The following is a 25,463-nucleotide window of genomic DNA, read 5'->3' on the forward strand; positions in this document are numbered from 1 at the left end:
AGCTTGCAGCTTGCCCCCCGCAGCTGCAAATGCAGGTAGAATCACGCCCTGACTCAATCAGGGCGTTTTTTATGCGTATTGGCCACGGCTACGATGTGCACCGTTTTGCCGACGGTGATTTCATTACCCTGGGCGGGGTGCGTATCCCCCACAAGTTCGGCCTGTTGGCCCATTCCGATGGCGACGTGCTGCTGCACGCGCTCAGCGATGCCCTGCTCGGTGCGGCGGCGCTGGGTGATATCGGCAAGCACTTCCCGGATACCGACCCGCAGTTCAAGGGCGCCGATAGCCGAGTGCTGTTGCGGCATGTGGTGGGCGTGGTGCGCAACAAAGGCTGGAAGGTCGGCAACGTCGACGCCACCATCGTTGCCCAGGCGCCGAAAATGGCCCCGCACATCGAGACCATGCGCCAGCGCATCGCCGAAGACCTGCAGGTCGATCTCGACCAGGTCAACGTCAAGGCCACCACCGAAGAAAAGCTTGGCTTCACCGGCCGTGAGGAAGGGATCGCCGTGCACGCTGTCGCCCTGTTGCTGCCCGCATGAACGAACTTGAACTGTTGGGCCCGCGGGCCTTTGGTGACGCGCTGGGTAGCGCGGTGCTCAAGGCGGTCGCCGAAGATTTCCAGGTCGATGAAGTGCTCGACATCCCGCTGTCTGGGCAGGGCGAGCACCTGTGGCTATGGGTCGAAAAGCGTGACCTCAACACCGAAGAAGCTGCTCGCCGCCTGGCCCGCGCTGCCGGTGTGCCGGCGCGCGCCATCAGCTACGCCGGCCTCAAGGACCGCCAGGCCCTGACCCGTCAGTGGTTCAGCCTGCACCTGCCAGGCAAGGCCGACCCCGACCTGTCGCGCGCCGAAGATGACACCTTGCGCGTACTCAAACAGGTACGTCACCAGCGCAAGCTGCAACGTGGCGCCCACTCGGCCAATGGCTTCACCTTGCGTCTGACCGGTCTGAGCGCCGATCACCCGGCGCTCGATGCCCGTCTTGAACAACTCAAGGCGCACGGGGTGCCCAATTATTTCGGCAGCCAGCGTTTTGGCCATGCCGGCGGTAACGTCCACGATGCCCAGGGCTGGGCCGCGCGCCAGGCCTTGCCGGAGCAGCGCAATGTACGTTCGCGGCTGCTGTCGGCTGGCCGCAGCTACCTGTTCAACCAGGTGCTTGCCGCGCGTGTGGCAGATGGCAGTTGGCAGCGCGCCCAGGTCGGTGACCTGCTGGCGTTCACCGACAGCCGCAGTTTTTTCCCCGCAGGCGAGGCGGAGTGTTGCGATCCGCGCCTGGCGATTCTTGACCTGCATCCAACCGGGCCGCTGTGGGGCGAAGGCCCGTCGCCCACCGCTGGCGGCACCTTGGCCGTGGAGTCGGCGGTGGCCGAACGGCACCCGGCGCTGTGCCAGTGGCTGGCGCGGGCGGGCATGGATCAGGAACGGCGCATCCTGCGGCTCCCTATTGGGCGGCTGACGTGGCATTATCCAGAGCCTGATATCCTGCAACTGGAATTCGTCCTTCCGGCCGGATGCTTCGCCACCGTCGTGGTGCGCGAACTCGTCGATCTGGTGCCGGTAGGGCAGACGGACAGCCCATGCGTATTCTGATTTCCAATGATGACGGTGTTACCGCCCCCGGCCTTGCTGCGCTGCATGCAGCGCTGGCCGATTACGCCCAGTGCACGGTCATCGCACCTGATCAAGACAAAAGCGGTGCCGGCAGCTCGCTGACGCTGGACCGGCCACTGCATCCGCAAACGCTTGCCAACGGCTTCATCAGCCTCAACGGCACGCCGACCGACTGCGTGCACCTGGGGCTTAATGGCCTGCTGGCACACACGCCCGACATGGTGGTGTCCGGCATCAACCTGGGCGCCAACCTGGGTGACGATGTGCTGTATTCGGGCACCGTCGCAGCCGCCCTCGAGGGGCGTTTCCTTGGCGGAACTTCGCTTGCGTTCTCGCTGGTGTCGCGTCAGCCCGACAACCTGCCGACAGCTGCCCACATCGCCCGGCGCCTGGTCCAGGCGCAGGCGCGTCTGGAACTGCCGCCGCGCACCGTGCTGAATATCAACATCCCCAACTTACCGCTTGAGCACATCCGTGGCATCCAGCTCACCCGCCTGGGGCACCGGGCGCGTGCGGCGGCGCCGACCAAAGTGGTCAACCCACGGGGCAAGGAAGGTTACTGGATTGCCGTGGCCGGTGACGCCGAGGACGGCGGCCCGGGCACTGATTTCCATGCGGTGATGCAGGGCTACGTGTCGATCACCCCGCTGCAACTGGACCGCACCTTCAACGATGCCTTCGAGCGCTTCGAGGGTTGGCTGGAGGGCGTGCTCTGATGCGCGAACAGGACGATCTGATGCGCCGAGGGATCGGCATGACCTCGCAGCGTACCCGTGAGCGGCTGATCCAGCGGCTCTGCGAGGAAGGGGTGTCCAACACCCAGGTGCTCGAGGCCATCCGCCGTACGCCGCGCCACCTGTTCGTCGACGAGGCGCTGTCGCACCGCGCCTACGAAGATACCGCGCTGCCCATCGGCCACAACCAGACCATCTCACAGCCGTTCATGGTTGCACACATGAGCGAACTGCTGCTCGAGGCCGGCCCGTTGGACAAGGTGCTGGAGATCGGTACCGGTTCCGGCTACCAGACCGCCATCCTCGCCCAGCTGGTCGAGCGGGTGTTCTCGGTCGAGCGTATCAAGGTGCTGCAGGATCGCGCCAAGGAACGCTTGCTCGAGCTCAACCTGCGCAACGTGGTATTCCGCTGGGGCGATGGCTGCGAAGGCTGGCCGGCGCTGGCACCGTACAACGGCATCATCGTCACTGCCGTGGCCCCTGAAGTGCCGCAGGCACTGCTCGACCAACTGGCACCGGGTGGGCGCCTGGTCATACCGGTCGGCCCGGCGGGGGAAACCCAACAGTTGATGCTGATCGTGCGCGAAGAGCATGGTTTTTCGCGTCGGGTGCTGGGTGCAGTGCGCTTTGTGCCGCTGCTCAACGGCCCCCTGGCATAAGCCAAAACGCCGGAATATTTGCACCACAGACGAATTCCTGCGCACCAGCCCTGTCTATTCGGCGAGGCTGGCGCTTATCGCAGCACACACTGGGCCACCGCATCAGCGCGGCTCGGTTATAATTGCAACAATATTGCATTTCATATTGTTATTTTTCGGCACCATGAGGGGAGCGCGGGTGGGTCACACAGTCGTTCGGCAGCGCAAGGATCGTTCGGTTTTGAAGCTTCTGGTGATTGCGCTGGCCATGGGAACCCTGTTGGCCGGCTGCTCGAGCACAGGCTCCAGCGGTGCGCGGGTGGTCGACCGCAATAACGCGGCGCCCAAGCGCCCCACCGTCACCTCCGGCCAGCACACCGTCAAGCCAGGCGATACGCTGTTCTCCATCGCGTTTCGCTATGGCTGGGACTACAAGGAACTGGCCGCGCGCAACAACATTCCGGCCCCCTATACCATCCGGCCGGGCCAGGCGATCCGTTTCAGCAGTGCCGCAGGTGGCAGCACAACGGTCTCCTCCAGCCCCTCTTCGTCGAGCAAGACAACGGTCATTCGTCGGCCAGTTGCCACTACTGCGCCCGCTTCGAATAATGGCAAAACTGCCAACACCGCGACTTCCTCGTCGACGCAAACGGTTGCAACCGTACCGGCTGCAGAGCGCGCCGTAGGCGGCTGGACGTGGCCGGCAAACGGCGTGCTGATTGGAAAATTTGCTTCAAACGGTAGTTTGAATAAAGGCGTTGATATCGCCGGGGATTTGGGACAGCCTGTTTTTGCTGCGTCTGATGGAGCAGTGGTTTACGCCGGTAGTGGATTGCGGGGCTACGGCGAGCTGATCATCATCAAGCACAACGATACCTACGTCAGTGCCTACGGTCACAACCGCAGGCTTTTGGTTCGGGAGGGGCAGCAGGTCAAGGCAGGGCAGACAATCGCAGAAATGGGGTCTACGGGCACTGATCGGGTGAAACTGCATTTTGAGATTCGCCGCCAAGGCAAACCCGTCGATCCGCTTCAGTTCTTGCCACGCCGTTGATCCTGTTCCGGCCTGTTCCTTGGATGTAGAGGGGACAGGCTCCAGCGCTGCCACGGAAGGGTGACGCTCGAGTCTGAGTTCGAACTCAGCAAAGGACTATAACAATGGCTCTCAGCAAAGAAGTGCCGGAGTTTGACATCGACGATGACCTCCTCCTGATGGAGACCGGCATCGTTTTGGATACGGATGTGGTGTCAGACGAACCTGTTGCACCGGTTCGAACTAAGTCAAAACAGAGCGCATCGCTCAAACAGCACAAGTACATCGACTACACCCGGGCGCTTGATGCGACCCAGCTGTATCTCAACGAAATCGGCTTCTCGCCCCTGCTTTCGCCAGAGGAAGAAGTGCATTTTGCGCGGCTCTCGCAAAAAGGCGACCCAGCCGGCCGCAAGCGCATGATCGAAAGCAACCTGCGCCTGGTGGTGAAAATCGCCCGCCGCTATGTCAACCGCGGCCTATCGCTGCTAGACCTGATCGAAGAAGGCAACCTTGGCCTGATTCGCGCCGTAGAAAAGTTCGACCCTGAACGCGGCTTCCGCTTCTCGACCTACGCCACTTGGTGGATCCGTCAGACCATCGAGCGGGCGATCATGAACCAGACCCGCACCATCCGCCTGCCGATCCACGTGGTCAAAGAGCTGAACGTCTACCTGCGTGCTGCGCGGGAACTGACGCAAAAGCTCGACCACGAACCGTCGCCTGAAGAAATCGCCAACCTGCTCGAAAAACCGGTCGCGGAGGTCAAGCGCATGCTTGGGCTGAACGAGCGGGTATCTTCGGTTGACGTGTCCCTCGGGCCGGACTCCGACAAGACCCTGCTCGACACCCTCACCGATGACCGCCCCACTGACCCATGCGAGCTGCTGCAGGACGACGACCTGTCGCAGAGCATCGACCAGTGGCTGGGGGAGTTGACCGACAAGCAGCGCGAGGTGGTGGTGCGCCGCTTCGGCCTGCGCGGCCACGAAAGCAGCACCCTCGAAGATGTTGGCCTGGAAATCGGCCTGACCCGTGAGCGGGTGCGGCAGATCCAGGTCGAGGGCCTGAAGCGCCTGCGTGAGATTCTCGAGAAGAACGGGCTGTCCAGCGAGTCGCTGTTCCAGTAATTCGCCCGGCAGTCGAAGAGCGCCCCGATCATATCGGGGCGTTTTCGTTTGCGGCGGCCTGCACTTGTTGCTGGGCAATTGCTCGACCCTGACAAATCGCCTGGTGGCGAGCGGGCTAGCCCCGAAACCGCCTGAGAGGTTGGCAGTAAATGGAGAAATATGTGCTTATCCACCGTTGTTGCATGATGTGTAAGCTTTTGCTTACTCGTGACGTAGGAGAACGGCGTAAGGGTTAGTAAATCAATGTCGTTTCCAATGCCTGTAATTTCACAAGTAATTGATATGAAAAGGATTTATTGATTTACCAAATCGTGTCACAAGTATTTCCCCGAGAAGTTCCCCCCTTGAACGCCGCGTGAAAGCCGCTAGTATTCGAACTGTGTCCAGGGACAGACACAGGCTTTCAGGATGAAGGCCAAGGACATCGCAAGACGCGATTCATCAGGACGATGAGTGGGATATACAGGGACTACGGAAAAAATGTGGGCGGGTCATACCGCCCCTTTTTTTGCCTGCAGAAAATGAAAAAAGGCCCTTGCGGGCCTTTTTCGTTTCTGGGCGCTTAGCGCTCCAGGTCGGCAACCTTGCCAGGCTTGCCATCCCACTCTGCAGCGTCAGGCAGCGCGTCTTTCTTCTCGGTGATGTTCGGCCAGATCTCCGCAAGCTCTGCGTTGAGCTCGATGAAGTTCTCCATGCCAGCAGGAATCTCATCCTCGGAGAAGATGGCCTGGGCCGGGCACTCAGGCTCGCACAGCGCGCAGTCGATGCACTCGTCCGGGTGAATCACCAGGAAATTCGGGCCTTCGTAGAAGCAGTCCACCGGACAGACTTCCACGCAGTCGGTGTACTTGCATTTGATGCAGTTGTCGGTGACGACGAAGGTCATTTCTAATTTTCTCCTCAGGCGACGGCAGCGTGCCCTTCCTTGCAGGGCAGCGCGGTTCGCGATTGTGGCTGCAGGCCAGGCTAGGAGCCCGCAGCACGCGCAAACCGCGCCGGATTCTACCAGCTTGCGCGGGCGGCCGTTATAACAGGTTCTTTAGTTGATATAGCATTTCGATAGCTTCACGCGGCGTCATGTCGTCCAGCGCCAGCTTGCCCAGCTTCTCGATGGCCGGGTGGGGCAGGGTGGCGAACAGGTCGCTCTGGTGCGGCACGTTTGGCTCGCCCTTGCTCTTGCTGGCAAGTGGCGCGTCGTGGGGCAGGCTTGCGGTTTCAAGCCGGCCCAGATGCTCGCGGGCACGCTGGATCACCGCGCCAGGAACCCCGGCCAGTTGCGCCACGGCCAGGCCGTAGCTCTGGCTGGCGGGGCCGGGCAGCACATGGTGCAGGAATACGATGCGCTCGTTGTGCTCGGTGGCGTTCAGGTGCACGTTGGCCACCAGCGGCTCGCTCTCGGGCAGCACGGTCAGCTCGAAATAGTGCGTGGCAAACAAGGTATAGGCGCGCAACTGGGCCAGCCGCTCGGCAGCCGCCCACGCCAGCGACAGGCCGTCGAAGGTGCTGGTGCCACGGCCCACTTCGTCCATCAGCACAAGGCTGCGGTCGGTGGCGTTATGCAGAATATTGGCGGTTTCGCTCATCTCGACCATGAAGGTCGAGCGGCCACCGGCCAAGTCGTCGCTTGAGCCGATACGGGTGAAGATGCGGTCGACCAGCGACAGCTCGCACGCCGCTGCCGGCACGAAGCTGCCGATGTGTGCCATTAGCACAATCAAGGCGGTTTGGCGCATGTAGGTCGATTTACCGCCCATGTTCGGGCCGGTGATGATCAACATGCGCGTGCTGTCGTCCAGGCCTAGGTCGTTGGCCACGAACGGCGTGGTCAGCACTTGCTCGACCACCGGGTGACGGCCTTGCTCGATACGCAGGCATGGTTCGTCGACAAATTGCGGGCAGTTCAGGTCCAGGTTGAGCGCACGCTCCGCCAGGTTGCTCAGCACATCCAGTTCGGCCAGTGCTGCGGCGCTGTCCTGCAACGGCGCCAAGTGGCCGATGAGGGTTTCGAGCAGGGCGTCGTAGAGCATCTTCTCGCGGGCCAGGGCACGGCTTTTGGCCGACAGCGCCTTGTCTTCGAAGGCTTTGAGCTCTGGGGTAATGAACCGCTCGGCGCCCTTGAGGGTCTGGCGGCGGATGTAATCGGCCGGCGCCTGCTCGGCTTGCTTGGTGGGTAGCTCGATGAAGTAGCCATGCACGCGGTTGTAGCCGACCTTGAGGTTGGCAAGCCCGGTGCGGGCCTTTTCGCGTGCTTCTAGGTCGATGAGGAACTGGCCGGCGTTTTCGCTCATGGCCAGCAGCTCGTCCAGCTCGGGGTCGTAACCGGTCTTGAGCACCCCACCATCGCGGATCACCGCAGGCGGGTTATCGATGATCGCCCGCTCCAGCAGGCCAGCCAGCTCCGGGTAGGTGCCGGTGATGGCCGCCAGGCGCGCCAGGTGCGGCGCTTCCAGTTCGGCCATGGCATTTTGCAGTTCGGGGAGTGCGCCCAAGGCATCACGCAGGCGCGCCAGGTCGCGCGGGCGAGCATTACGCAGGCCAATGCGCGCCAGAATACGTTCGAGGTCGCCGATTTCCTTGAGCTGCGGTTGCAGCTTTTCGAAGCGGTAACCATCTAGCAGGCAGCGGATCGAGTCCTGGCGCGCCTTCAATACTTTGAGGTCGCGCAGCGGGCGGTTCAGCCAGCGGGTCAGCAAGCGGCTGGCCATGGCGGTCTGGCAGCGGTCGATGACCGACTGCAAGGTATTGTCGCGGCCACCGGCCAGGTTGATGTCCAGCTCCAGGTTGCGACGGCTGGCCGCGTCGAGGATGACGGTGTCGTCCATGCGTTCGTGGCGCAGGCTGCGCAGGTGCGGCAGCGAGGTGCGCTGGGTTTCCTTGGCGTAGGTCAGCAGGCAGCCGGCGGCGCCGATGGCCAGGGTCAGCTTGTCGCAGCCAAAACCCTTGAGGTCCTGGGTGGCGAACTGTTGGCACAGCGCCTTGCGCGCCGAATCACGGTCAAAGTCCCACGGCGCACGGCGACGGGCACCTGGGCGTTTCTCGGCAGGCAGGCCCTGTGGCCAGTCATCCGGGATCAGCAGTTCGACCGGGTTCAGCCGCTCAAGCTCGGCCAGCAGGTTTTCCCAGCCTTTGATCTCTTGCACGATGAAGTTGCCGCTGGTGATATCCAGCACCGCCAGCCCGAACAGGCGCTCGTCACCCAGCAACGCGGCAATGAGGTTGTCGCGGCGTTCATCGAGCAACGCTTCGTCGCTGACAGTACCGGGGGTGATGATACGCACCACCTGGCGCTCCACCGGCCCCTTGCTGGTCGCCGGGTCGCCAACCTGCTCGCAGATCACCACCGACTCGCCAAGCTTGACCAGCTTGGCCAGGTAGCCTTCAAGCGAGTGGAACGGAATTCCGCACATCGGAATGGACTGGCCCGCCGACTGCCCACGGGCGGTCAGGGTGATATCCAGCAGTTTCGCGGCCTTCTTTGCATCTTCGTAGAAGATCTCGTAGAAGTCGCCCATGCGGTAGAACATCAGCTGGTCTGGGTGCTGGTTTTTCAGCTTCCAGTACTGCTGCATCATCGGGGTGTGTGCGGAGAGATCGGACATTCGGGGCCTTGAAGCAGAGCGTTTGTTAGACAAATGCGAAACCGGCAATTCTACAGGCTTTCGCCGGCACATGCCGCTACGATGTTTGCGCGTGCGGGTCTAACAGCGTTTCTTCCCAGCAGGCCCAGGCCACCGGTCAGCCGTTATGGTTGACATAAAGGTCAGCGGATACCTACTGTTGATTTGAGCGCGAAACCAGTTGCCATCCAACGGCTAGAACTGGCGTAAGAACCCCGTCGATGGTTGGGTCATCAGCGTAGGGTGAGACCTCCACACCCCTGCTTGAGGGTGTGTATATGAATATCAAGCACTCATTTCAGGCCGCTCTCAGTAGCGGCCTTTTCTTTGCGTGATATTACCGAACCGGAGCGTTCAGGTCTGAGTAGCGCTGGAAAAGCAGCTGGCTATGGCGATGTTGGTTCAGGGACTTGGCATCAGTGTGCATAAAGTTCCAGAGCACTTTGCCATTCTCCATCGTCACGCTGACAAGCATCTGCCTTTTCGACTCATAGGCGCCGGCGATGCTGTGCTCAAGGCGTTGGTTGTCGTGCTCAAGGTGGTCCCATGCCCTTGGATAGGAAGTGCGACATGGTGCCACAGATCTGTGGCGTAGCCCGTTCAACAGATCGACAAGCCGTTGCTATGAGAGCTGCTGGAGCCAACGCCTGCGGACGTTTATTACTAGGCAATCTCACTGCGAGTATTGCGTTCCATTAAACAGAACCTCATTATGCACGTTATGCAAAAACGCAACGTAGCCTCCACACTCAAAGCGCTGCTTGATCGCCACGGCCTGTCCCCGACAGAGCTGCACCGGCGCACGGGCGTACCGCAATCCACGCTTTCGCGCATCCTCAGCGAGAAAATCGTCGACCCGTCCGATAAGCACGTGTCGAAGATTGCCGAGTATTTCGGCGTAAGCACCGATCAGTTGCGCGGCCGTGCCGAGCTTGGCGAGTCGCGTGAAACGCCGGCGGCCAGCGCTGGCCATTCGGCATTGAGCGACATCAGCCTGTGGGACGATGACACCCCCGTCGAGGATGACGAGGTATCGGTTCCTTTTCTTCGAGAGGTCGAGTTGGCAGCAGGATCAGGAAGATTCGTCATCGAAGAAAGCGAGCACGCCCGCCTGCGCTTCGGCAAGCGCAGCCTGCGCCACAATGGTGTGCAGTTCGATAACGCCAAGTGCGTGACGGTGCGCGGCAACAGCATGCTGCCGGTGCTGCGCGACGGCGCCACGGTGGGGGTGAATACCGGTAAATGTACCGTGGGCGACATCATCGACGGCGACCTCTATGCCATCAACCACAATGGCCAGTTGCGGGTGAAACAGGTGTACCGCCTGCCGACCGGCATTCGCCTGCGCAGCTTCAACCGCGACGAGCACCCCGACGAGGACTACAGCTTCCAGCAAATGCAGGATGAGCAGATCAGCGTGCTCGGCCACGTGTTCTGGTGGGGCATGTACGCCCGCTGACCCCGACTTGCATCCACACAAACCCGCTTCGGCGGGTTTTTTTTCGTCTGCAGAAAAGCCCTACGCACCGCGTAGCGCATGGACTTCATGCGTTTCAGCAAAATCAAATGCATAGACGGTTGAATAAATGCATTGACTGCATATGCATCAATGCATAACCTGTGTCTCAAGCCGGGCAGCAACCGGTTGTTACACAGGCAGCGATGAACAGGCCTCAACTGTTCAGAGGGTTGGCAACTGGCCCGGGTGTGCAGCGTAAAGCACCACGAACAGTTATCCGGCGGGCAGGCGGCCGCGGTCGGAGTCACCAATTTGAAGCGTAACCGCACGGCGTCACCAGTCGTGGCCGGCGGTTGAACCGCGCATTACTGCAAGGCCTGGCGAGCCGGGCCTTGTGGAATGCCGAGTTATTGCACAACACGTACCGTCGGCATGTCGCCGGCGGGCATCACACAGGAGACAGGACAGTGACGAACGAGCAACAGGCGTTGCTGGAAATGCCGCTCTGGCTGGTGATCGTCCTGGCATTGCTGGGCGGTCTGTCTGGCGAAATGTGGCGCGCCGACAAGGCTGGCGCCCGCGGCTGGGGTTTGATCCGGCGGCTGGCGCTGCGCTCGGGGGCCTGCATGGTCTGCGGCGTATCGACGGTCATGCTGCTGTATGCCACCGGCATGTCGATCTGGAGCGCCAGCGCCTTCGGCTGCCTGACCGCCATGGCCGGCGCAGACGTCGCCATCAACCTTTATGAGCGCTGGGCTGCACGGCGCCTGGGCCTGCAACTGCCGGCAGACGGTAATGAACGATAACAGGAGGACGCATGAGCGAGCTTTCGACGCTACAAGCGACGTTGACCGCCACCATTCGTGAGGCAATGCCGGGCCTTGCGTCCGTCATGGCCGATTCGAGCGCCGCTGGCAGCCCGGCACTGCCGGCGCTGCGCCACGGCATTGTCAGCATGGTCGCCGACACTGCACCGCGCGATGGCCGCTCGGTGCTGGCCGTGACCTTCGAGGCCGATATCACCACCGATGCGGCCAGCGGCGATGCGCGCTTGCAGGGCAGCGAGCTGGCCGCGCAACTGCTCGACCTGCTGCGACAGCAACTGTGGGGCCTGGAGTTCGTCGAGGCGACGCGCAATGTGCAGGCGCAGTACCAAGGCCTGCAATGGAAGGTGCGCTGGGAGCAGCCGGTGCTGCTCGGCGAGCCGCGCTGGGAGTGGCCGGACCAACCACCGGGCAGCCTGATGCTGGGCTTCGCCCCGGATACCGGGCTGGGCAACGAGGACAAATACGTCAAACCGGAGGACCTGGCATGAGCTACGCCAGCGCCATGCACGACCGCATGCTGGCCAGCCTGGTGATCCCGTGCAGGGTCGTTGCCGTCGACCTGGCCGCCGCCCGGGTGCGGGTATCGGACGGGGGCGGTTGGACCAGCGCCTGGGTGCGCTGGCATTCACTTGCCGCCGGCAAGGCCCGGCACTGGCGGGCGCCCAGCCTGGACGAGCAGGGCGTATTGGTCAGCCCCAGTGGTGAGCCGGCCCAAGGCACATTCGTTGCCGGCCTTTATGGCAACGCGGGTGCCGCGCCTGACAACCGCGCCCATGTCGAGGCCTGGCACTTCGACGACGGCGGCTCGCTGAGCTACGACTGGCAGGCCGGTAGCTACGACATCCAATTGCCCGCGGGCAACGCCACCATCACCGTGGGCGGCAGCGTTCTACAGGTCAACGATGGCGCCATCACCTTGAAGGCGAGCGCCATCAGCCTGGACGCCGCCAACATCACCCTGACCGGCCAGGTTGCGGTCAACGGCACGCTTGCCGTCAGCGGCGACATCAATGGCGCCGGGCGGATCATCGATACCGCCGGCAACACGGCCAACCACAAGCACTAGACAGGTTGCGCACATGCTCAAGGATTTTCGTTGCGGCACATGCACGCGACTGCTCGCCCGTGTGGGCGGGTTTACCGAACTGCAGATCAAGTGCCCGCGTTGCGGCACCTTGAACCATGCCAGGGCCACGAGCCCAGAGCGATCGCCTGAGAGCGACATGACCGCGGCCCGCGCCGCGCCCCATTCCTCGCTGCAATAAACAGCACAAGCCTGCGCGCTTTGCTGTCAGGAGAACGCTAATGCCTGTCCACACGGATACGCCTGCGTCGGGAGGTGCCCCTTGATCGGCATGGACCGCCGTACCGGGCAACCCTTGAACGGCGTTGCCCATTTGCGCCAATCCATCGAAGACATCCTCACCACCCCATTAGGCAGCCGGCGCATGCGCCCCGACTACGGCAGCCAGTTGCGCCGTTACATCGACCTGCCGGTCAATGCTGGCTGGAAAAGCGCCGTGCAGGCCGAAGTGGCCCGTGCCCTGGGCCGCTGGGAACCGCGCCTGGCGCTGGAGCGGGTGAGGGTAGTGGCGGTACTTGATGGCCAGGTCAGCCTGGCCCTGAGCGGCCGCTACCTTGGCGACGACATGCTGGTGGAGGTGAGCGTATGAGCCAGGTCGACCTGTCGAAACTGCCGGCCCCGCAACTGCTCGAAGACCTCGATTTCGAGGAGCTTTACCAGCAGGACCTGGACACCTTCCGCATGCAACTGGGCGACAGCTGGAACGCCAGCCTTGAGAGCGACCCGGTGACCAAGCTGCTGGAGGTCGGTGCCTACCGCAAGCTGCTTAACCGGGCGCGCATCAACGATGCCGCCAAGGCCCTGCTGCTGGCCTATGCCGAGGGCCGCGACCTTGCGCAACTGGCGGCCAACGTGGGGTTGCAACGCCTGGAAATCCAGGCCGAAGACCTCACTGCCACGCCGCCGGTAATGCAACTGCTGGAAACCGACGATGCCCTGCGCGAGCGGGTGCAACTGGTCTACGAAGGCCTGACCACTGCCGGCCCGCGCAACAGCTACATCCTGCATGCCCGCAACGCCTCCGGCCAAGTCGCCGATGCCACGGCAGAAAGCCCGTCGCCTGCAGTGGTAGACATCACCGTGCTGAGCCTTGAAGGCGATGGCAGCGCCAGCGCCGAACTGGTGGCGCACGTTGCGGCTTACCTCAACGACGACGATATACGCCCGGTGGCTGATCGGGTCGCGGTGCGCAGCGCCGAGATTCTGCCGTATCGCATCCAGGCGGTGCTGCACATGGCCGGCAGCGGCCCGGAGTACGAGGCGATTCTGGCCGAGTGCCGGCGCCGCCTGGCGGCTTCGGTCAACCCCCGTCGGCGCTTGGGCGTCGAGGTGGCGCGCTCTGGCATCGATGCCTTGCTGCATATCGACGGCGTCAGCCGGGTCGAGCTGATCGACTGGGTCGACCTGCAGCCGACCAAGGCCCAGGCCGCCTGGTGCACAGGCTTCGACCTGACCCGGGGAGGCTGAGATGCAAAGCCTTCTGCCGCTCAACCACACGCCCCTGGAGCGCGCCCTGGAAGTGGCCGCCGCCGACGACCTCAAGGCCGGCCTGCGCGCGCTCTACAACCCCGACACCTGCCCCGCGCATTTGCTTTATCAGCTGGCCTGGGCCTGGTCGGTGGACCGCTGGGACGACAACTGGAGCGAGCTGATCAAGCGTTCGGTGATCCGCTCGGCCTTCTTCGTTCATGCCCATAAAGGCACCCTCGGCGCCTTGCGCCGGGTGGTCGAGCCGTTCGGCTACCTGATCGAGGTGCGCGAATGGTGGCAGCTCAACCCACCGGGCCCGCCCGGCACCTTCAGCCTCAAGGTCGGCGTGGAAAAGGCCGGCATCGACCAGGACACCTTCCTGGAGCTCAGCCGCCTGTTCGAGGACGCCAAGCCCGTCAGCCGTCACCTGATCGGCCTGGATATCAGCCTGGAAAGCCTGATCCCGGCCTACCAGGCGCTGGCCGTCAGCGATGGCGAACTGCTCGAGGTGTACCCCTGGGAAGCGGCGGACATCGACGTGCACCTGGCCGCTCCCCACCGGGTGAACGATCACACTCTGGACATACTGGACATCTACCTCAATGGCTAACACAACCACTCAATTCGGTGGGTTCCTGACCAACGTTGGCATCGCGCAGCAGGCCAATACTGCCGCGCTCGGCCAGCCCTGGAACATCACCCACATGCTGATCGGCGATGCCGGCGGCGAACCTTCGCAAACCCCGGACCCTACGCCGAAACCTACCCAGGCGGCACTGGTACGCCAGGTTTACCGGGCGCAACTCAACGCGCTGTACACCTCCCCAGCCGACCCCAATGTGCTGGTGGCCGAACTGGTGCTGCCACCGGAAACCGGCGGCTGGTGGATCCGCGAGCTGGCGCTGGAAGACGCCAACGGCAACTTCATCGCCGTGGCCAAGCCTGCACCGAGCTACAAGCCCCTGCTGGCGCAAGGTTCGGGGCGTACCCAGACCATCCGCATGCACGTGGTGTTCGGCAACCTGGCCAACGTCACCCTGAAGATCGACCCCAGCATCGTGCTGGCCACCCGCGATTACGCCGACAAGGCGCGCGAAGCGGCCGAGCTGTATGCCCGCAACCAGATCAAGGCACACATCGAGGCTGCCGACCCGCACCCGCAATACCTGCGCCGTGCCGATGTGGCCAAGGATGCCGGGCAACTGGCCTGGCTGGGTACCGCCACCGGCACCGCCAATGCGCTGGTGCTCAAGCTCAAGAGCGGGGAAGCGGCGCTCACGGCCTATGCCGCCGGCCAGCGCTTCCAGTTCCAGGCCAGCGCCAGCAATACCGGCGCGGTAACGGCCAAGGTCAATGGCCTCGCCGCCGTGCCGGTGAAAAAGGCCGACAGCGCAGGGCTGGTGGACCTGTTCGCCGGGGATATTCGTGCTGGCGCGCTGTACGACCTCAATTACGACGGCACGTATTTCCAGCTGGGTGGTGGCGTTGGTGCTGGCAAGGCGTTCGAGCGTTTCTCGTTCGAGGCTTCGGTGGGGCAGACCACGTTCAACGTGCCGCACACCATCGGTAGCACCATCGTGCTGCGCAACGGCCGTGAGGTGACGGACTACCAGGCTGATGGCGCCAAGATCATCCTGCGCACCCCGTGTGCCTTGGGGGATGCGGTGGAAATCCTCGCGTTCAGCGGGTTCCAGACGGCCAATACCTACACCAAGGCGGAAACCCAGGAGTTGCTCAAGACAGCGTTGGCGCTGCCGGTCGGGACCATGCTGCCGTTTCCGCGCGGCACGGTGCCTGCGGGATTTCTGGAGGTGGATGGTAGTGCGCACAGTGCGGCGGTTTATCCGGACTTGGCGGCTTATCTGGGCGGGGCGTTTGACAAGGGCGATGAAGGGGCTGGGTTCTTCCGGCTGCCGGATACTCGCGGGGAGTTTTTGCGTGGGTGGGATCATGGGCGGGGGGTGGACCCTGAACGCGTTTTGGGCTCTTGGCAGGACAGCGAGAACAAAGCGCACAACCACGAGTCGTCGCTCGGAGAGGGCTGGAAATTCCTGAGCTCTGACGGGAAGTCAGGGTCTGGTCTGACCGGCGCAAGTGCAACCAAGGTTTCCTACACCAACACGATTTTGAGCTCGGGCGGCGCAGAGGCGCGCCCACGTAACCTGAGCGTTATCTGGTGCATCAAGGCCTGGAATGCTCCTGTAAATCAGGGCGTAATTGACGTCGCGGCTTTGCAGGCGCTCGCTCACCGGGCCACTGAAACCACGTCTGGTGTAGTGCAGATAGCCACACAAAGCCAAGTCATCCAGGGCACTGACGACAGCCTTGTAGTTACGCCTCTGAAACTCAAGCAGTTCCGAGACAACCAGACCTACGAAGTTGAGTTCCCCATCACTCCGGGTACGGCCAATGTCATTTCATATCCTGAAGGCCAGTCATTCACCACCTTTGATATTCGCTGGAAGTGCGTCACTGCCACCGGCTCGGCTGGTTATGCAGTCGGGGATGAAGTTGATCGAAAATTCTGGCTCTACAACTCCCTGCAAACCGTAAACAACGAAGGTCCTTATCTGCACAGCTTCGGCCCGACAGGCTGCGTACTGATGCAGGCTAATAACGGAAGTTCTTTCTTGCCGAACAAGACCACCGGGGCGGTAACTTCAATCACTCTTTCCAGTTTCAGACTCATCGTGAGGATGAAGCCATGATGCTTCGCTATTACGTAAAAACTACTGGCCAGTATGCCGGGGCAGCGAGTGTTGCCGAGGGCCAAGATCCAGCGGCTGCGTTCAACCCACTCCGTGACGCGGGCTATATCGAGGTGCCAGAAGCCGCGCCAAGTGGTGAGTGGTTCTGGGATTTTGCGAATCTTAGTTGGCACTTGCCGGCTTCGGCCAGTGCGGAACGTAGCTGGCGCGACAGCGAGCTAGCCGAGTGGATTTGGCTGCGCGATCGTCATCGTGATCAGCTCGACCTTGAGGTTGCTCCATCCCTTGAGCCGCATCAATTCACCGAACTGCTCATCTATCTGCAGCAACTGCGTGATTGGCCCCAAGCCGGCGAGTTTCCTGAAATGTCGGAACGCCCAACGGCCCCTGATTTTCTTGAGCAACTAAGGAGTGGTTATGAGCCGCAGTGACGATCTTGCTCTGATCGAAAGCGGGATGCTCTCGGCCAGAGGTGTCAATAATGCTGTTATTCGAGGCAGCAAGGTACTGACCGCTCAGGACACCGGCTTTGTTCTGGCGGACGCCTCGGCAGGGCAACTAAAGATCACATTACCGATTGCGAACCGTCCCATGGATATACGTGTTCAGCGTTTGGACAATACCGCAAACCGGCTGCTTGCCTACGCAGCGGATGGCGAACGTATCAAGTTTCACACTCACTTGCGGTCCGAGGGATATCCATTCTGCATGGTGCTGGGCGGCGGAGATTTCTGGCACCTGCGCAGCGACGGCGCGGGTAGCTGGGTGCTTATCGACAGACTCGACAAAACTGCAGTGGGGCGCGTTGCCTACGACGCGTCGACCGCATTGAACCCCGGAGGTTGGGGTACTCCTGATGCCGCTTTATTGAACCGCGCTGACTGGCCCTGGTTGTGGGACTACGCCCAGCAATCGGGGATGCTTGTCACTGAAGCCGGACGCACGGGAATGGAGGGCTGCTGGACCTCTGGGGACGAAAGCACGCTGTTCCGCCTGCCCGACTTGCGCGGTGAGTTCATCAGGGGTTTCGACGAGACTCGAGGCCTTGATGTAGGGCGCCAACCGGGTGCCCGGCAGTTGGGTAGCGTGCAGGTTCTGGACTCCACCGTCCAGACAGGGACCGTGACAGGCCTCTATAACCCCACTACACCTGAGAACGAGGCGGCTGCCAGGGCAGGTCTCGACCCTATGAATGTTGATGAGTACGGCGCGGGTGCGACGTTTATAGGTATAGGTGGGGGCTCAGCTGGTAAGGCTGTGAACGCACCAAACAATTTCGGCATTACACGCCCTCGAAACATCGCTCAGCCCGTGCGTATCAAACTTATCTGAGTGTTGCAAAACACTTCTTCCCCTCAAGGCCCCGCACCCGCGGGGCCTTTTCATATCTGAATCTGGAGCAAAACCCCTATGAGTGGATTCTTCCACGGCGTCACCGTGACCAACGTCGACACCGGCGCACGCAGCATCGCGCTGCCTTCGTCCTCGATCATCGGCCTGGTCGATACCTTCACCGAGGGCCCAGGCGCTACCGCCAAGGCCAACGACCTGATCCTGATCACCAGCGAGCGCGAAGCCGTCGCGGCATTCGGCCCGGATGCCGCCATTACCCGTGCCTGCCGCGCCATCTATAGCCGCGCCAAGGCGGTCATTGTTGCCTGCGGCGTGGCCAAGCTCAGCGACCGAGCCGAGCAGACCTCGGCGATCATCGGCAGCGTGCTGGCCGACGGCAAGCGCACCGGTTTGCAGGCGCTGCTGGACGGCAAGAGCCGTTTCAACGCCCAGCCACGCCTGCTGGCAGCCCCCAAACACAGTGCCACCCAAGCGGTCGGCACCGCGCTGGTGGCCCTGGCCGACAAGCTGCGCGCCATTGCCATCATCGATGGCCCCAATACCACCGACGAGGCGGCCATCGCATATGCCGAAAACTTCGGCGCCAAGCGCGCCTTCCTGGTCGACCCAGGCGTGCGCTACTGGGACACCGAGCAGGCCGCCACCGTGGATGCGCCGGGTTCTGCGTGGGTAGCCGGCCTGTTCGCCTGGACCGACCGCGAGTACGGCTTCTGGGCCTCGCCTTCGAACAAGGAGTTCGTCGGCATCACCGGCACCGGCCGCGCCGTTGAGTTTCTCGATGGCGACGACACCTGCCGCGCCAACCTGCTCAACAACGCCAACATCGCCACCATCATCCGCGATGACGGCTTCCGCCTGTGGGGCAACCGCACGCTGTCCAGCGACCCGAAATGGGCCTTCGTCACCCGCGTGCGGACCATGGACATCGTCATGGACGCGATCCTCTATGGCCACAAATGGGCGGTCGATCGCTCCATCACCGCCACCTACGTCAAGGACGTCACCGAAGGCCTGCAAGCCTTCATGCGCGACCTGAAGAACCAGGGCGCGATCATCAACTTCGAGGTCTATGCCGACCCCGAGCTGAACACTGCCAGCCAGCTGGAGCAGGGCAAGGTGTACTGGAACATCCGCTTCACCGACGTACCGCCTGCCGAAAACCCCAATTTCCGCGTTGAAGTCACCAACCAGTGGCTGACCGAAGTTCTCGATTCCGCCGCTTAAGGAGCGCATTTACATGGCAATGATTCCCGAAACACTGGCCAACCTGAACCTGTTCGTCGATGGCGTGAGCTTTCAAGGCGACGTTCCCAGCCTGACCCTGCCCAAGCTCACCCTGAAAATGGAAGAGTTCCGCCCCGGCGGCATGGACATGGCGGTCGAAATGGACCAAGGCATGGAAAAACAGGAAGCCGCCTTTACCACCACCGGCGTGCGCCGCGAAGCACTGAAGTTCTTCGGCCTGGCCGATGGCAACGGCTTCAACGGCACCTTCCGCGGTGCCTTCAAGGGCCTCAAGGGCCAGGTCAACCCGGTGGTGGTGACCCTGCGCGGCACCCTCAAGGAAGTCGACATGGGTGACTGGAAATCCGGCGACAAGGCCGAGGTCAAGCACACCGTTGGCGTGACCTACTACAAGCTCGAAGTCGATGGCCGCCTGATCTACGAGATCGACGCCATGGGCATGAAGCGGGTGATCGACGGCGTCGACCAACTGGCCGCCCAGCGCGCCGCCCTGGGTTTGTGAGGAGAGCAGAAATGGCTCAAGCGAAAAAAATCCCGCAGTGGCTCAACGTCAGTGCCGAGCAAGTCACCGTGCGCCTGTCCCGTGCCAGTGAAGCCAATGGTGTACAGGTTGATAGCCTGACCCTGCGTGCACCCACCGTGCGCGATATCCGCAACGCCCAGGCGGGCGGCAGCAAGGACGACGAACAGCGCGAGCTGAACCTGTTCGCCTCGCTGGCCGAAGTCGGCGTCAAGGACCTCGAAGGGCTGGCGCTCAAGGACTACAGCCGCCTGCAAGCCGGCTACTTTCGCCTGGTGCAGGACGACGAGCTTTGACCCAGCCCGGCAGAAGGCCGCCGCACGGCGGCTGGCCTGCGAGCTGAATTTTTCTGCGAGCGAAATCATGGGCATGTCGTACCCCGACATGCTCTGGTGGCTCGCGCCGTGACAAGGAGGAACGCATGGCGAACACACAAGTGTTCACCCTCGGCGTCACCCCCATCGCTTCGCTTGGCAGCGCGCTCGACGCGCTGCGCAAGCAGGCCGATGGCACCCGGCTCGGACGGCTGATCGGCGAGATCATCCGCCTGGGGCTGGAGCTGGACAAGGTGCGCCTGGTTGAACGACGCCTGGCGATTGACCAGGCCTGGGCCCATGAACAACAGATCGACCGGCTGCAGCGCGAAGGTGATGCAGTCGAAGGCTTGCGCAGGCGGTATCTGGCGCTGCGCAGGGCAATAGCGTTGCAGCCGCCGAAGGCTCGGACCGTTAGTGCTGATAGCAGTGAAGCAGGCGTACCCACACAGAGCAAAAGCCCGCCTGCGGCTGGGGGAAAAACCACTGTTCCGGCCAATGAATCATCGGAGCAGGGAGCGGCTAAAGACAGTCGGCAGGCGCCAGCCCCGTACCCCCGTGATAAAGCGGACACCGGTGTTGTGGTCGGCTCCATAGGCGGCGTGATTGCAGCAACGCTGGCAGTTGGTTTGTTCAAAAAGATGCCTGCTCATTTGCAGACCAGCGTTAAGGAGGCTGCCCACGAAGGTGGGCCGACTGCCCTTGGTAAAGGGCTTGTGGCGCTTACCGAAGAAAACGAGCAAGACAGGGCAAGAGGCCTTGGCGCCGCTGCCGGCGAGTTGGCAGGCGGCGTATTGGGCACGCTGCTGGGGGCGTTGACCAAGAACGAGAAAGCCAAAAAATATGGCGGCAAGATCGGCGAGTCGTTAGGAGAAGAGATCGGTGGGGCATTTGGCGCTCTGCTGTATGACAAGGTTTACGCTGACCCTGCCCCGAGCGACAAGTCAGCTACTGGCTCCAAAGCTACAAGCCGACCCAATGACAGCACTAGAACGTCGCGCGATGAGGATGACGAGCCGCCGGAAGAGTATGAGGACGAGGAAGAAATAGAAGAGGAGGAAGAGGAGGAAGAGGAGGAAGAGGCAGAGGAAGAGGTCGAGGAGTTTGAAGACGACGAAGTGCGAGCTGCTTCATCTCTGCAATCCACACAGCCCTCGACGGCGCCATCGCAACCTGGCTCGGCATTGGGCTCTGCCTTGCTCGGCGCCGCCTCGCTCGCAGGCCTGGCCGGCAAAACCTCGGCCAGCCCAGCTGGCGCCTCGTTGGCCAGCCGGGCGATGCGCCGGGTGCCGGTTTTGTCTGTGCTTGCCACCGGCATGCAACTGGCCGATACCTACAACAGCGATGCCACGCCTGATGAAAAACTCGAAGGCTACGGCGCGGCTGTCGGCGGTTTGGGTGGAGGCCTTGCGGGTGCGGCGGCAGGGGCCGCAATTGGCTCGGTTGTGCCGGTCGTCGGCACCTTGATTGGTGGCCTGATCGGCGGCGCGCTCGGCAGCATGGGCGGGGAGAGTATCGGCGGTTTGCTTGGCAAGGTACTCGGCAGCAGTGCCGATGATGTCCCTACTGCGCCTGGCCCCGCGCCATCTGCCATACCTACGCCGGTGCCAACGGCTGCAACGCCCCCTGCGCCCACCAACCAGCAGTTCACCTTCACCGCCAACATGCCAGTCACCTTCACCAACAGCCTGTCCGACCCCAGCGTCCTGCAGCAGTTGGAGGCCATCGCGCGCCGACAGCTGGAAGAACTGATGCGCCAGGCGCGTTCGGTGCAGTTGGCCGACGCCCCCCACATCGCACTCTAAGGAGCACCCATGACCTATCTGGAGCAGCTGCAAGCCACGCTGCACGCTCTGGTCGCGGCGGGGGAGGCAGGGCGTCAGCGCATCGACGCCATGCTCGACCCGATGAACGAGGCCATCGACCATGTAAAAGGCGCAGTGACCGAGCTTGAGGGCCTGCCGGTGGTCGGCCCGATCATCGGCGCCAAGCTGCAACGCACCATGCGCGCCATTGCCCGGGCGCAGCAACGGGTAACCAAAGTGGTCGCCAAATACGACCAAACGCTGGGCAAGGTGCGCCAGGTGCGTGAGCGGATCGATGCCTTTGCCGGCCACGTGGCCAAGGCCGGGGCGGCGATCCGGCGGGTGGTGGGCGAGGTGCGAGCAACCGTCACTGGTGTGCTGCAGACCCTGGGTTTTGCGCCCCAGGTGACACCCGCCGCCGAAGCGGTCAAGCCGTTCCCGCACCTGCTGGTGCTGCAGCCGCTCAAGCCGGGCACCGCGCCGTACTACTTCAACCTGGATACCGCAGCGTTTGACCAGTTGCGCCGGCAGACGCGGTTTCGTTGGGCCGGGCAGGACCGCCTCGGCCGAGGCAGCGCGCAGCAGGCGGTCAGCCTTGGCGATGAGACCATCTCCCTCAGCGGCACGATCTTCCCTGGCTTCAAGGGTGGGCTGAGTCAGTTGCAGACCTTGCGCAGTATCGGCCAGCAACTGCTACCCCTGTCACTGACCACCGGCTACGGCGAGGTGCTCGGCAACTGGTGCCTGACCAGCATCGAAGACAACCAGAGCCTGCTGCAAGCCGGCGGCATCCCTGCCAAGCAAGGCTTTTCACTGGAGTTCGTAAGCTATGGCCAAGACCTGCACAACGTCTGAAGGTGACCTGCTGGACACCCTCTGCCAGCACTACTACGGGCATTTGAGCGGCACCGTCGAAGCGGTGCTGGATGCCAACCAAGGCTTGGCCGACGAGGCGCAACCCTTTCGCACCGGGGTGCTGATCGTGCTGCCAGACCTGTCGGCGCCTGCCAGCAACACCCTTCAACTGTGGGACTGACAAGGAGGGCGGCGCGGCAACGCGCCGGCCTTCCAGGGAGGCACACGCATGAAACCTGAGTTCAGTATCCAGGCCGACGGCAAAGACATCACCGCACTGATCAACGACCGCCTGTTGCTGATGCGCACCACCGACAAACCCGGCCTTGAGTCGGACGAATTCGAACTGCGCATCGACGCCCGTGACGGCGTGCTGGCGCTGCCTGCTCGCGGTGCGGTGCTGGCCGTGCACCTGGGTTACAGCGGCCAGACGCTGACGCTGTTGGGGCGCTATACGGTGGATGAGGTGGAGCTGTCCGGCCCGCCCGATACCCTGGTGATCCGCGGCAAGGCCAGCGACCTGCGCGGCAGCGGCAAGACCATCCGCAGCGGCAGTTGGGAAGGGGTAACCCTGCAACGCATCGTCGCCGATATCGCCGCCCGCAACGGTTGGCAGGCGGTGTGCCCGGTGACCACGCAGATACCGCGCATCGACCAGTACAGCGAGTCCGACTTCAACTTCATCACCCGCGTGGCGCGTTTGCACGACTGCACTGCCAAACTGGCCAACGGGCAATTGCTGGTGCTGCCCCGTCAAGGCGGCAAGAGCGCCAGCGGGCAAGCCTTCGGCGTGGTCAGCCTGACCCGTGCCGAGGTCAGCCAGTGGCAGTTCCGCCTGGCCGATCGCACCACCCACAAAGCTGTGCGCACCCGCCACCAGGACAGCGCCAGCGGCCGGGTACAGGCGGTGGAACTGGCCAACGAAGCGGCGCCCGACGGCATGCAGCCGCTGTATACCGACCGCCACCTTTACCCCAACCGCAGTGCAGCCGAACAGGCGGCGCGTGCGCGGCTGGCCAGCTTCAACCGCGACACCGCCAGTGTGCGCCTGGACCTGCCGGGGCGCACTGACCTGTTCGCCGAACGCAGCATCGAGGCGCGCGGCTTTCTGGCCGGGCTCGACGGCCTGTACCTGATCGAGTCGGTGGAGCAGGTGTTCACCAGCAGCGGCTGGCGCACCACGCTGCAGTGCAACGGCGGTCAGCAGGGCAAGGCGCGCGCCAAGGGCAGTGCGACCCGCCAGGCCGATGCGCTCAAGGCGCAGGGCTGAAAACCCGAGCGGCGTTTCCCACTGCGGCCGGCCAGTGTCACTCCTTATAGTCGACCCTCTGTTGCCAGGGGGGGGGCGGCGTTGACCCCGTGAAAGCCTCGCGCTTCCAGCCATCGCCCTGAGCGACCCGTTGGCGGCTTGTGCCGCTGTTCGAACAGACAGCTATGGAGCATGTACGGATGGTGCTGACTGCAAGGCAACTCAGTGATATCTACCCCCTCGCCGGCCAGCGTGCCACGGCGTTTCTGCCAGCGTTGAACACGGCCATGGCGCGCTGGGAAATCGACCACCCCAAGCGCGTTGCGGCGTTTCTGGCCCAGGTTGGCCATGAGTCTGGCCAACTGCGCTATGTGAAGGAGTTGGGTAGCGATAGCTACCTGGCCCGTTACGACACCGGCAGCCTGGCCAAGCGCCTGGGCAATACCCCCGAGGCGGATGGCGATGGCCAGCGCTATTGCGGCCGAGGCCTGATCCAGGTGACCGGCCACAACAATTACCAGGCATGCAGCCGCGCGCTGTTTGGCGATGAACGTTTGCTGGCCCAGCCGCAGATGCTCGAGCAACCGCGCTGGGCGTGCGAGTCGGCGGCCTGGTTCTGGCAATCGCGGGGGCTCAATGCCTTGGCGGACCAAGGCGAATTCAACCGGATCACCCGCCATATCAACGGCGGCCTGAACGGGCTTGCCGAGCGCCTGCAACTTTGGGCCAGGGCCCGGGAGGTGCTGTGCTGAACCGTTGGAAGCCAGGCCTCTACGCGGCGCTTCTGGTTTTGGGGGCGGTGCTGGCCTGGCAAGCCCAGGCCTGGCGTTATGGGCGCCTGCTGGCGCAACAGGAGCAGGCCCTGGTGCAGCAACGGCTGGATCAGGCCGAGGCGCTGCATGGCTTGCTGCTGGCCGAACGCGAGCAGCGCGAAGGGCTGGAACTGCGCGTTCGCGACATTGATGCAAGATACTTCAAGGAACTGAGCGATGCCCAGAATACTCAAGCTCGTCTACGTGACCGCCTTGCTACTGCCGATCTGCGCCTGTCGGTCTTGGTCGAACGTGGCGCCGGCTGTCCCGCAGTGCCCGCCGCCACCGGCGCCGCCGGCGTGGATGATGGCCCCGTACGCGCCCGACTTGACCCCGCGCATGCTCAACGAATTATCGCCATTACCGACCGCGGTGACCGGGGACTGATCGCCTTGCGCGCCTGCCAGGCCTATGTGCGGGCGCTGGCACCGTGATGCCTTGCGAGAGCAGATGAGGATGGTAGGGTAGGGCGCATTCCCGCCTGGAGCCCGTCATGGACCCGATCACCGTTCTTTCTGCCCGCTTGGGCGAGCACCTGCAGCGTTTAAGTGCCCAGGTCACTACCGCCGAATCCTGCACAGGCGGCGGCATCGCCGAAGCCATCACCCGCATCCCCGGCAGCTCGGCCTGGTTCGAGGCCGGCTACGTCACCTATTCCAATGCCCAGAAAACCCGCCAGCTTGGCGTGCCGCAGGCACTGTTCGGCGAGGTGGGTGCGGTCAGCTGCGAGGTGGTCGAAGCCATGGCCCGTGGCGCACAGGCTGCCAGCGGCGCGCGTTTTGCCGTTGCCGTCAGCGGCGTCGCCGGGCCCGGTGGTGGTTCTGCGGCAAAACCGGTCGGCACGGTATGGCTGGCCTGGGCCGATGGTGGCCGTGTTCACAGCGAACAACGCCACTTCGACGGCGACCGCGATGCGGTACGCCGACAGACGGTGATCGCTGCGTTAGACGGCTTGTTACAGCTTGGTAGGGAGTAAATCGCCTAACGGG

The 25,463-nt window shown here is 63.0% G+C and carries 29 protein-coding genes; 27 read left to right on the forward strand and 2 right to left on the reverse strand.

Features of this window, described 5'->3' with window-relative positions:
• The first annotated feature begins 71 nt into the window (after positions 1-71).
• The 6 genes from ispF (at position 72) to rpoS (ending at position 5,156) form a co-directional block, all read left to right on the forward strand.
• Complete coding sequence (gene ispF / locus HU719_RS17720) at positions 72-545, forward strand: 2-C-methyl-D-erythritol 2,4-cyclodiphosphate synthase (protein ID WP_186534865.1); 474 nt, start codon at positions 72-74, stop codon at positions 543-545.
• Entirely contained in the window at positions 542-1,600 is a 1,059-nt protein-coding gene (truD, locus tag HU719_RS17725; protein WP_186534866.1) for a tRNA pseudouridine(13) synthase TruD, read from the forward strand. Before ispF ends, truD begins: the two co-directional genes overlap by 4 nt.
• Positions 1,588-2,337 (forward strand): 5'/3'-nucleotidase SurE, encoded by a 750-nt coding sequence (gene surE / locus HU719_RS17730; RefSeq protein ID WP_186534867.1) that lies wholly within the window; start codon positions 1,588-1,590, stop codon positions 2,335-2,337. Before truD ends, surE begins: the two co-directional genes overlap by 13 nt.
• A gap of 38 nt (positions 2,338-2,375) precedes the next feature.
• A complete protein-coding gene (locus HU719_RS17735; protein ID WP_186516980.1) occupies positions 2,376-3,014 on the forward strand; it encodes a protein-L-isoaspartate(D-aspartate) O-methyltransferase in 639 nt (212 codons plus the stop codon).
• Between the two features lie 178 nt (positions 3,015-3,192).
• Entirely contained in the window at positions 3,193-4,047 is an 855-nt protein-coding gene (locus HU719_RS17740; RefSeq protein WP_186516790.1) for a peptidoglycan DD-metalloendopeptidase family protein, read from the forward strand.
• 104 nt (positions 4,048-4,151) lie between these two features.
• Entirely contained in the window at positions 4,152-5,156 is a 1,005-nt protein-coding gene (gene rpoS / locus HU719_RS17745; RefSeq protein ID WP_186516792.1) for an RNA polymerase sigma factor RpoS, read from the forward strand.
• 562 nt (positions 5,157-5,718) lie between these two features.
• On the opposite strand, the gene fdxA is transcribed toward rpoS, so the two are convergent.
• The gene (fdxA, locus tag HU719_RS17750; protein WP_186516795.1) at positions 5,719-6,042 is read right to left on the reverse strand and encodes a ferredoxin FdxA; all 324 of its coding nucleotides are present in this window, start codon (positions 6,040-6,042) and stop codon (positions 5,719-5,721) included.
• 139 nt (positions 6,043-6,181) lie between these two features.
• Positions 6,182-8,755: a DNA mismatch repair protein MutS gene (gene mutS / locus HU719_RS17755; protein WP_186516797.1), complete on the reverse strand. Its 2,574-nt coding sequence runs from the start codon at positions 8,753-8,755 to the stop codon at positions 6,182-6,184.
• A 730-nt stretch (positions 8,756-9,485) separates the two neighbouring features.
• Here mutS and HU719_RS17760 point away from each other — a divergent pair.
• The 21 genes from HU719_RS17760 to HU719_RS17865 all read left to right on the forward strand — a co-directional run bounded on the left by HU719_RS17760 (position 9,486) and on the right by HU719_RS17865 (position 25,450).
• Positions 9,486-10,232, forward strand: coding sequence for a LexA family transcriptional regulator (locus HU719_RS17760; protein ID WP_186534868.1), 747 nt, complete (start codon positions 9,486-9,488; stop codon positions 10,230-10,232).
• Between the two features lie 467 nt (positions 10,233-10,699).
• Positions 10,700-11,038 (forward strand): phage holin family protein, encoded by a 339-nt coding sequence (locus HU719_RS17765; protein ID WP_186516801.1) that lies wholly within the window; start codon positions 10,700-10,702, stop codon positions 11,036-11,038.
• A gap of 11 nt (positions 11,039-11,049) precedes the next feature.
• The gene (locus HU719_RS17770; RefSeq protein WP_186534869.1) at positions 11,050-11,547 is read left to right on the forward strand and encodes a hypothetical protein; all 498 of its coding nucleotides are present in this window, start codon (positions 11,050-11,052) and stop codon (positions 11,545-11,547) included.
• Positions 11,544-12,125 carry a phage baseplate assembly protein V gene (locus HU719_RS17775; protein WP_186534870.1) on the forward strand — a complete coding sequence of 194 codons (582 nt, stop codon included), beginning with the start codon at positions 11,544-11,546 and terminating at the stop codon, positions 12,123-12,125. Before HU719_RS17770 ends, HU719_RS17775 begins: the two co-directional genes overlap by 4 nt.
• Before the next feature lie 13 nt (positions 12,126-12,138).
• Positions 12,139-12,324 carry a Com family DNA-binding transcriptional regulator gene (locus HU719_RS17780; protein WP_186516807.1) on the forward strand — a complete coding sequence of 62 codons (186 nt, stop codon included), beginning with the start codon at positions 12,139-12,141 and terminating at the stop codon, positions 12,322-12,324.
• An 81-nt stretch (positions 12,325-12,405) separates the two neighbouring features.
• A complete protein-coding gene (locus HU719_RS17785; RefSeq protein ID WP_186534871.1) occupies positions 12,406-12,732 on the forward strand; it encodes a GPW/gp25 family protein in 327 nt (108 codons plus the stop codon).
• Complete coding sequence (locus HU719_RS17790; protein ID WP_186534872.1) at positions 12,729-13,610, forward strand: baseplate assembly protein; 882 nt, start codon at positions 12,729-12,731, stop codon at positions 13,608-13,610. Before HU719_RS17785 ends, HU719_RS17790 begins: the two co-directional genes overlap by 4 nt.
• A 1-nt stretch (position 13,611) precedes the next feature.
• Entirely contained in the window at positions 13,612-14,223 is a 612-nt protein-coding gene (locus HU719_RS17795; protein ID WP_186534873.1) for a phage tail protein I, read from the forward strand.
• Complete coding sequence (locus HU719_RS23635; protein WP_186534874.1) at positions 14,216-16,321, forward strand: phage tail-collar fiber domain-containing protein; 2,106 nt, start codon at positions 14,216-14,218, stop codon at positions 16,319-16,321. Before HU719_RS17795 ends, HU719_RS23635 begins: the two co-directional genes overlap by 8 nt.
• Entirely contained in the window at positions 16,318-16,752 is a 435-nt protein-coding gene (locus HU719_RS17810) for a phage tail assembly chaperone (RefSeq protein ID WP_225917300.1), read from the forward strand. Before HU719_RS23635 ends, HU719_RS17810 begins: the two co-directional genes overlap by 4 nt.
• Positions 16,739-17,653, forward strand: a complete 915-nt coding sequence (locus tag HU719_RS17815) for a phage tail protein (protein ID WP_186534875.1) — start codon at positions 16,739-16,741, stop codon at positions 17,651-17,653. Before HU719_RS17810 ends, HU719_RS17815 begins: the two co-directional genes overlap by 14 nt.
• A 78-nt stretch (positions 17,654-17,731) precedes the next feature.
• Positions 17,732-18,898, forward strand: coding sequence for a phage tail sheath subtilisin-like domain-containing protein (locus tag HU719_RS17820; RefSeq protein WP_186534876.1), 1,167 nt, complete (start codon positions 17,732-17,734; stop codon positions 18,896-18,898).
• A 13-nt stretch (positions 18,899-18,911) separates the two neighbouring features.
• A complete protein-coding gene (locus tag HU719_RS17825; protein ID WP_186516815.1) occupies positions 18,912-19,421 on the forward strand; it encodes a phage major tail tube protein in 510 nt (169 codons plus the stop codon).
• An 11-nt stretch (positions 19,422-19,432) separates the two neighbouring features.
• A complete protein-coding gene (locus HU719_RS17830) occupies positions 19,433-19,735 on the forward strand; it encodes a phage tail assembly protein (protein ID WP_186534877.1) in 303 nt (100 codons plus the stop codon).
• 140 nt (positions 19,736-19,875) lie between these two features.
• Positions 19,876-21,558, forward strand: a complete 1,683-nt coding sequence (locus HU719_RS17835) for a hypothetical protein (protein ID WP_186534878.1) — start codon at positions 19,876-19,878, stop codon at positions 21,556-21,558.
• A 9-nt stretch (positions 21,559-21,567) separates the two neighbouring features.
• Positions 21,568-22,413, forward strand: a complete 846-nt coding sequence (locus HU719_RS17840; protein WP_186516821.1) for a phage tail protein — start codon at positions 21,568-21,570, stop codon at positions 22,411-22,413.
• The gene (locus HU719_RS17845; protein ID WP_186516822.1) at positions 22,388-22,594 is read left to right on the forward strand and encodes a tail protein X; all 207 of its coding nucleotides are present in this window, start codon (positions 22,388-22,390) and stop codon (positions 22,592-22,594) included. Before HU719_RS17840 ends, HU719_RS17845 begins: the two co-directional genes overlap by 26 nt.
• A 48-nt stretch (positions 22,595-22,642) precedes the next feature.
• A complete protein-coding gene (locus tag HU719_RS17850; protein ID WP_186534879.1) occupies positions 22,643-23,683 on the forward strand; it encodes a phage late control D family protein in 1,041 nt (346 codons plus the stop codon).
• 179 nt (positions 23,684-23,862) lie between these two features.
• A complete protein-coding gene (locus HU719_RS17855) occupies positions 23,863-24,414 on the forward strand; it encodes a glycoside hydrolase family 19 protein (RefSeq protein ID WP_186516824.1) in 552 nt (183 codons plus the stop codon).
• Positions 24,408-24,908 carry a lysis system i-spanin subunit Rz gene (locus HU719_RS17860; protein WP_186534880.1) on the forward strand — a complete coding sequence of 167 codons (501 nt, stop codon included), beginning with the start codon at positions 24,408-24,410 and terminating at the stop codon, positions 24,906-24,908. Before HU719_RS17855 ends, HU719_RS17860 begins: the two co-directional genes overlap by 7 nt.
• 59 nt (positions 24,909-24,967) lie before the next feature.
• A complete protein-coding gene (locus HU719_RS17865) occupies positions 24,968-25,450 on the forward strand; it encodes a CinA family protein (protein WP_186534881.1) in 483 nt (160 codons plus the stop codon).
• Positions 25,451-25,463: the final 13 nt, after the last annotated feature.

It is taken from the genome of Pseudomonas farsensis (assembly GCF_014268805.2).
Lineage (GTDB): Bacteria > Pseudomonadota > Gammaproteobacteria > Pseudomonadales > Pseudomonadaceae > Aquipseudomonas > Aquipseudomonas farsensis.

Excerpts from the sequence above, each read along its gene's own strand:
- ispF (WP_186534865.1), top strand. The coding sequence starts at position 72 with ATGCGTATTGGCCACGGCTACGATGTGCACCGTTTTGCCGACGGTGAT.
- truD (WP_186534866.1), top strand. The coding sequence starts at position 542 with ATGAACGAACTTGAACTGTTGGGCCCGCGGGCCTTTGGTGACGCGCTG.
- surE (WP_186534867.1), top strand. The coding sequence starts at position 1,588 with ATGCGTATTCTGATTTCCAATGATGACGGTGTTACCGCCCCCGGCCTT.
- HU719_RS17735 (WP_186516980.1), top strand. The coding sequence starts at position 2,376 with ATGACCTCGCAGCGTACCCGTGAGCGGCTGATCCAGCGGCTCTGCGAG.
- rpoS (WP_186516792.1), top strand. The coding sequence starts at position 4,152 with ATGGCTCTCAGCAAAGAAGTGCCGGAGTTTGACATCGACGATGACCTC.
- fdxA (WP_186516795.1), bottom strand. The coding sequence starts at position 6,042 with ATGACCTTCGTCGTCACCGACAACTGCATCAAATGCAAGTACACCGAC.
- mutS (WP_186516797.1), bottom strand. The coding sequence starts at position 8,755 with ATGTCCGATCTCTCCGCACACACCCCGATGATGCAGCAGTACTGGAAG.
- HU719_RS17760 (WP_186534868.1), top strand. The coding sequence starts at position 9,486 with ATGCACGTTATGCAAAAACGCAACGTAGCCTCCACACTCAAAGCGCTG.
- HU719_RS17770 (WP_186534869.1), top strand. The coding sequence starts at position 11,050 with ATGAGCGAGCTTTCGACGCTACAAGCGACGTTGACCGCCACCATTCGT.
- HU719_RS17775 (WP_186534870.1), top strand. The coding sequence starts at position 11,544 with ATGAGCTACGCCAGCGCCATGCACGACCGCATGCTGGCCAGCCTGGTG.
- HU719_RS17780 (WP_186516807.1), top strand. The coding sequence starts at position 12,139 with ATGCTCAAGGATTTTCGTTGCGGCACATGCACGCGACTGCTCGCCCGT.
- HU719_RS17790 (WP_186534872.1), top strand. The coding sequence starts at position 12,729 with ATGAGCCAGGTCGACCTGTCGAAACTGCCGGCCCCGCAACTGCTCGAA.
- HU719_RS17795 (WP_186534873.1), top strand. The coding sequence starts at position 13,612 with ATGCAAAGCCTTCTGCCGCTCAACCACACGCCCCTGGAGCGCGCCCTG.
- HU719_RS23635 (WP_186534874.1), top strand. The coding sequence starts at position 14,216 with ATGGCTAACACAACCACTCAATTCGGTGGGTTCCTGACCAACGTTGGC.
- HU719_RS17810 (WP_225917300.1), top strand. The coding sequence starts at position 16,318 with ATGATGCTTCGCTATTACGTAAAAACTACTGGCCAGTATGCCGGGGCA.
- HU719_RS17815 (WP_186534875.1), top strand. The coding sequence starts at position 16,739 with ATGAGCCGCAGTGACGATCTTGCTCTGATCGAAAGCGGGATGCTCTCG.
- HU719_RS17820 (WP_186534876.1), top strand. The coding sequence starts at position 17,732 with ATGAGTGGATTCTTCCACGGCGTCACCGTGACCAACGTCGACACCGGC.
- HU719_RS17825 (WP_186516815.1), top strand. The coding sequence starts at position 18,912 with ATGGCAATGATTCCCGAAACACTGGCCAACCTGAACCTGTTCGTCGAT.
- HU719_RS17830 (WP_186534877.1), top strand. The coding sequence starts at position 19,433 with ATGGCTCAAGCGAAAAAAATCCCGCAGTGGCTCAACGTCAGTGCCGAG.
- HU719_RS17840 (WP_186516821.1), top strand. The coding sequence starts at position 21,568 with ATGACCTATCTGGAGCAGCTGCAAGCCACGCTGCACGCTCTGGTCGCG.
- HU719_RS17845 (WP_186516822.1), top strand. The coding sequence starts at position 22,388 with ATGGCCAAGACCTGCACAACGTCTGAAGGTGACCTGCTGGACACCCTC.
- HU719_RS17850 (WP_186534879.1), top strand. The coding sequence starts at position 22,643 with ATGAAACCTGAGTTCAGTATCCAGGCCGACGGCAAAGACATCACCGCA.
- HU719_RS17855 (WP_186516824.1), top strand. The coding sequence starts at position 23,863 with ATGGTGCTGACTGCAAGGCAACTCAGTGATATCTACCCCCTCGCCGGC.
- HU719_RS17865 (WP_186534881.1), top strand. The coding sequence starts at position 24,968 with ATGGACCCGATCACCGTTCTTTCTGCCCGCTTGGGCGAGCACCTGCAG.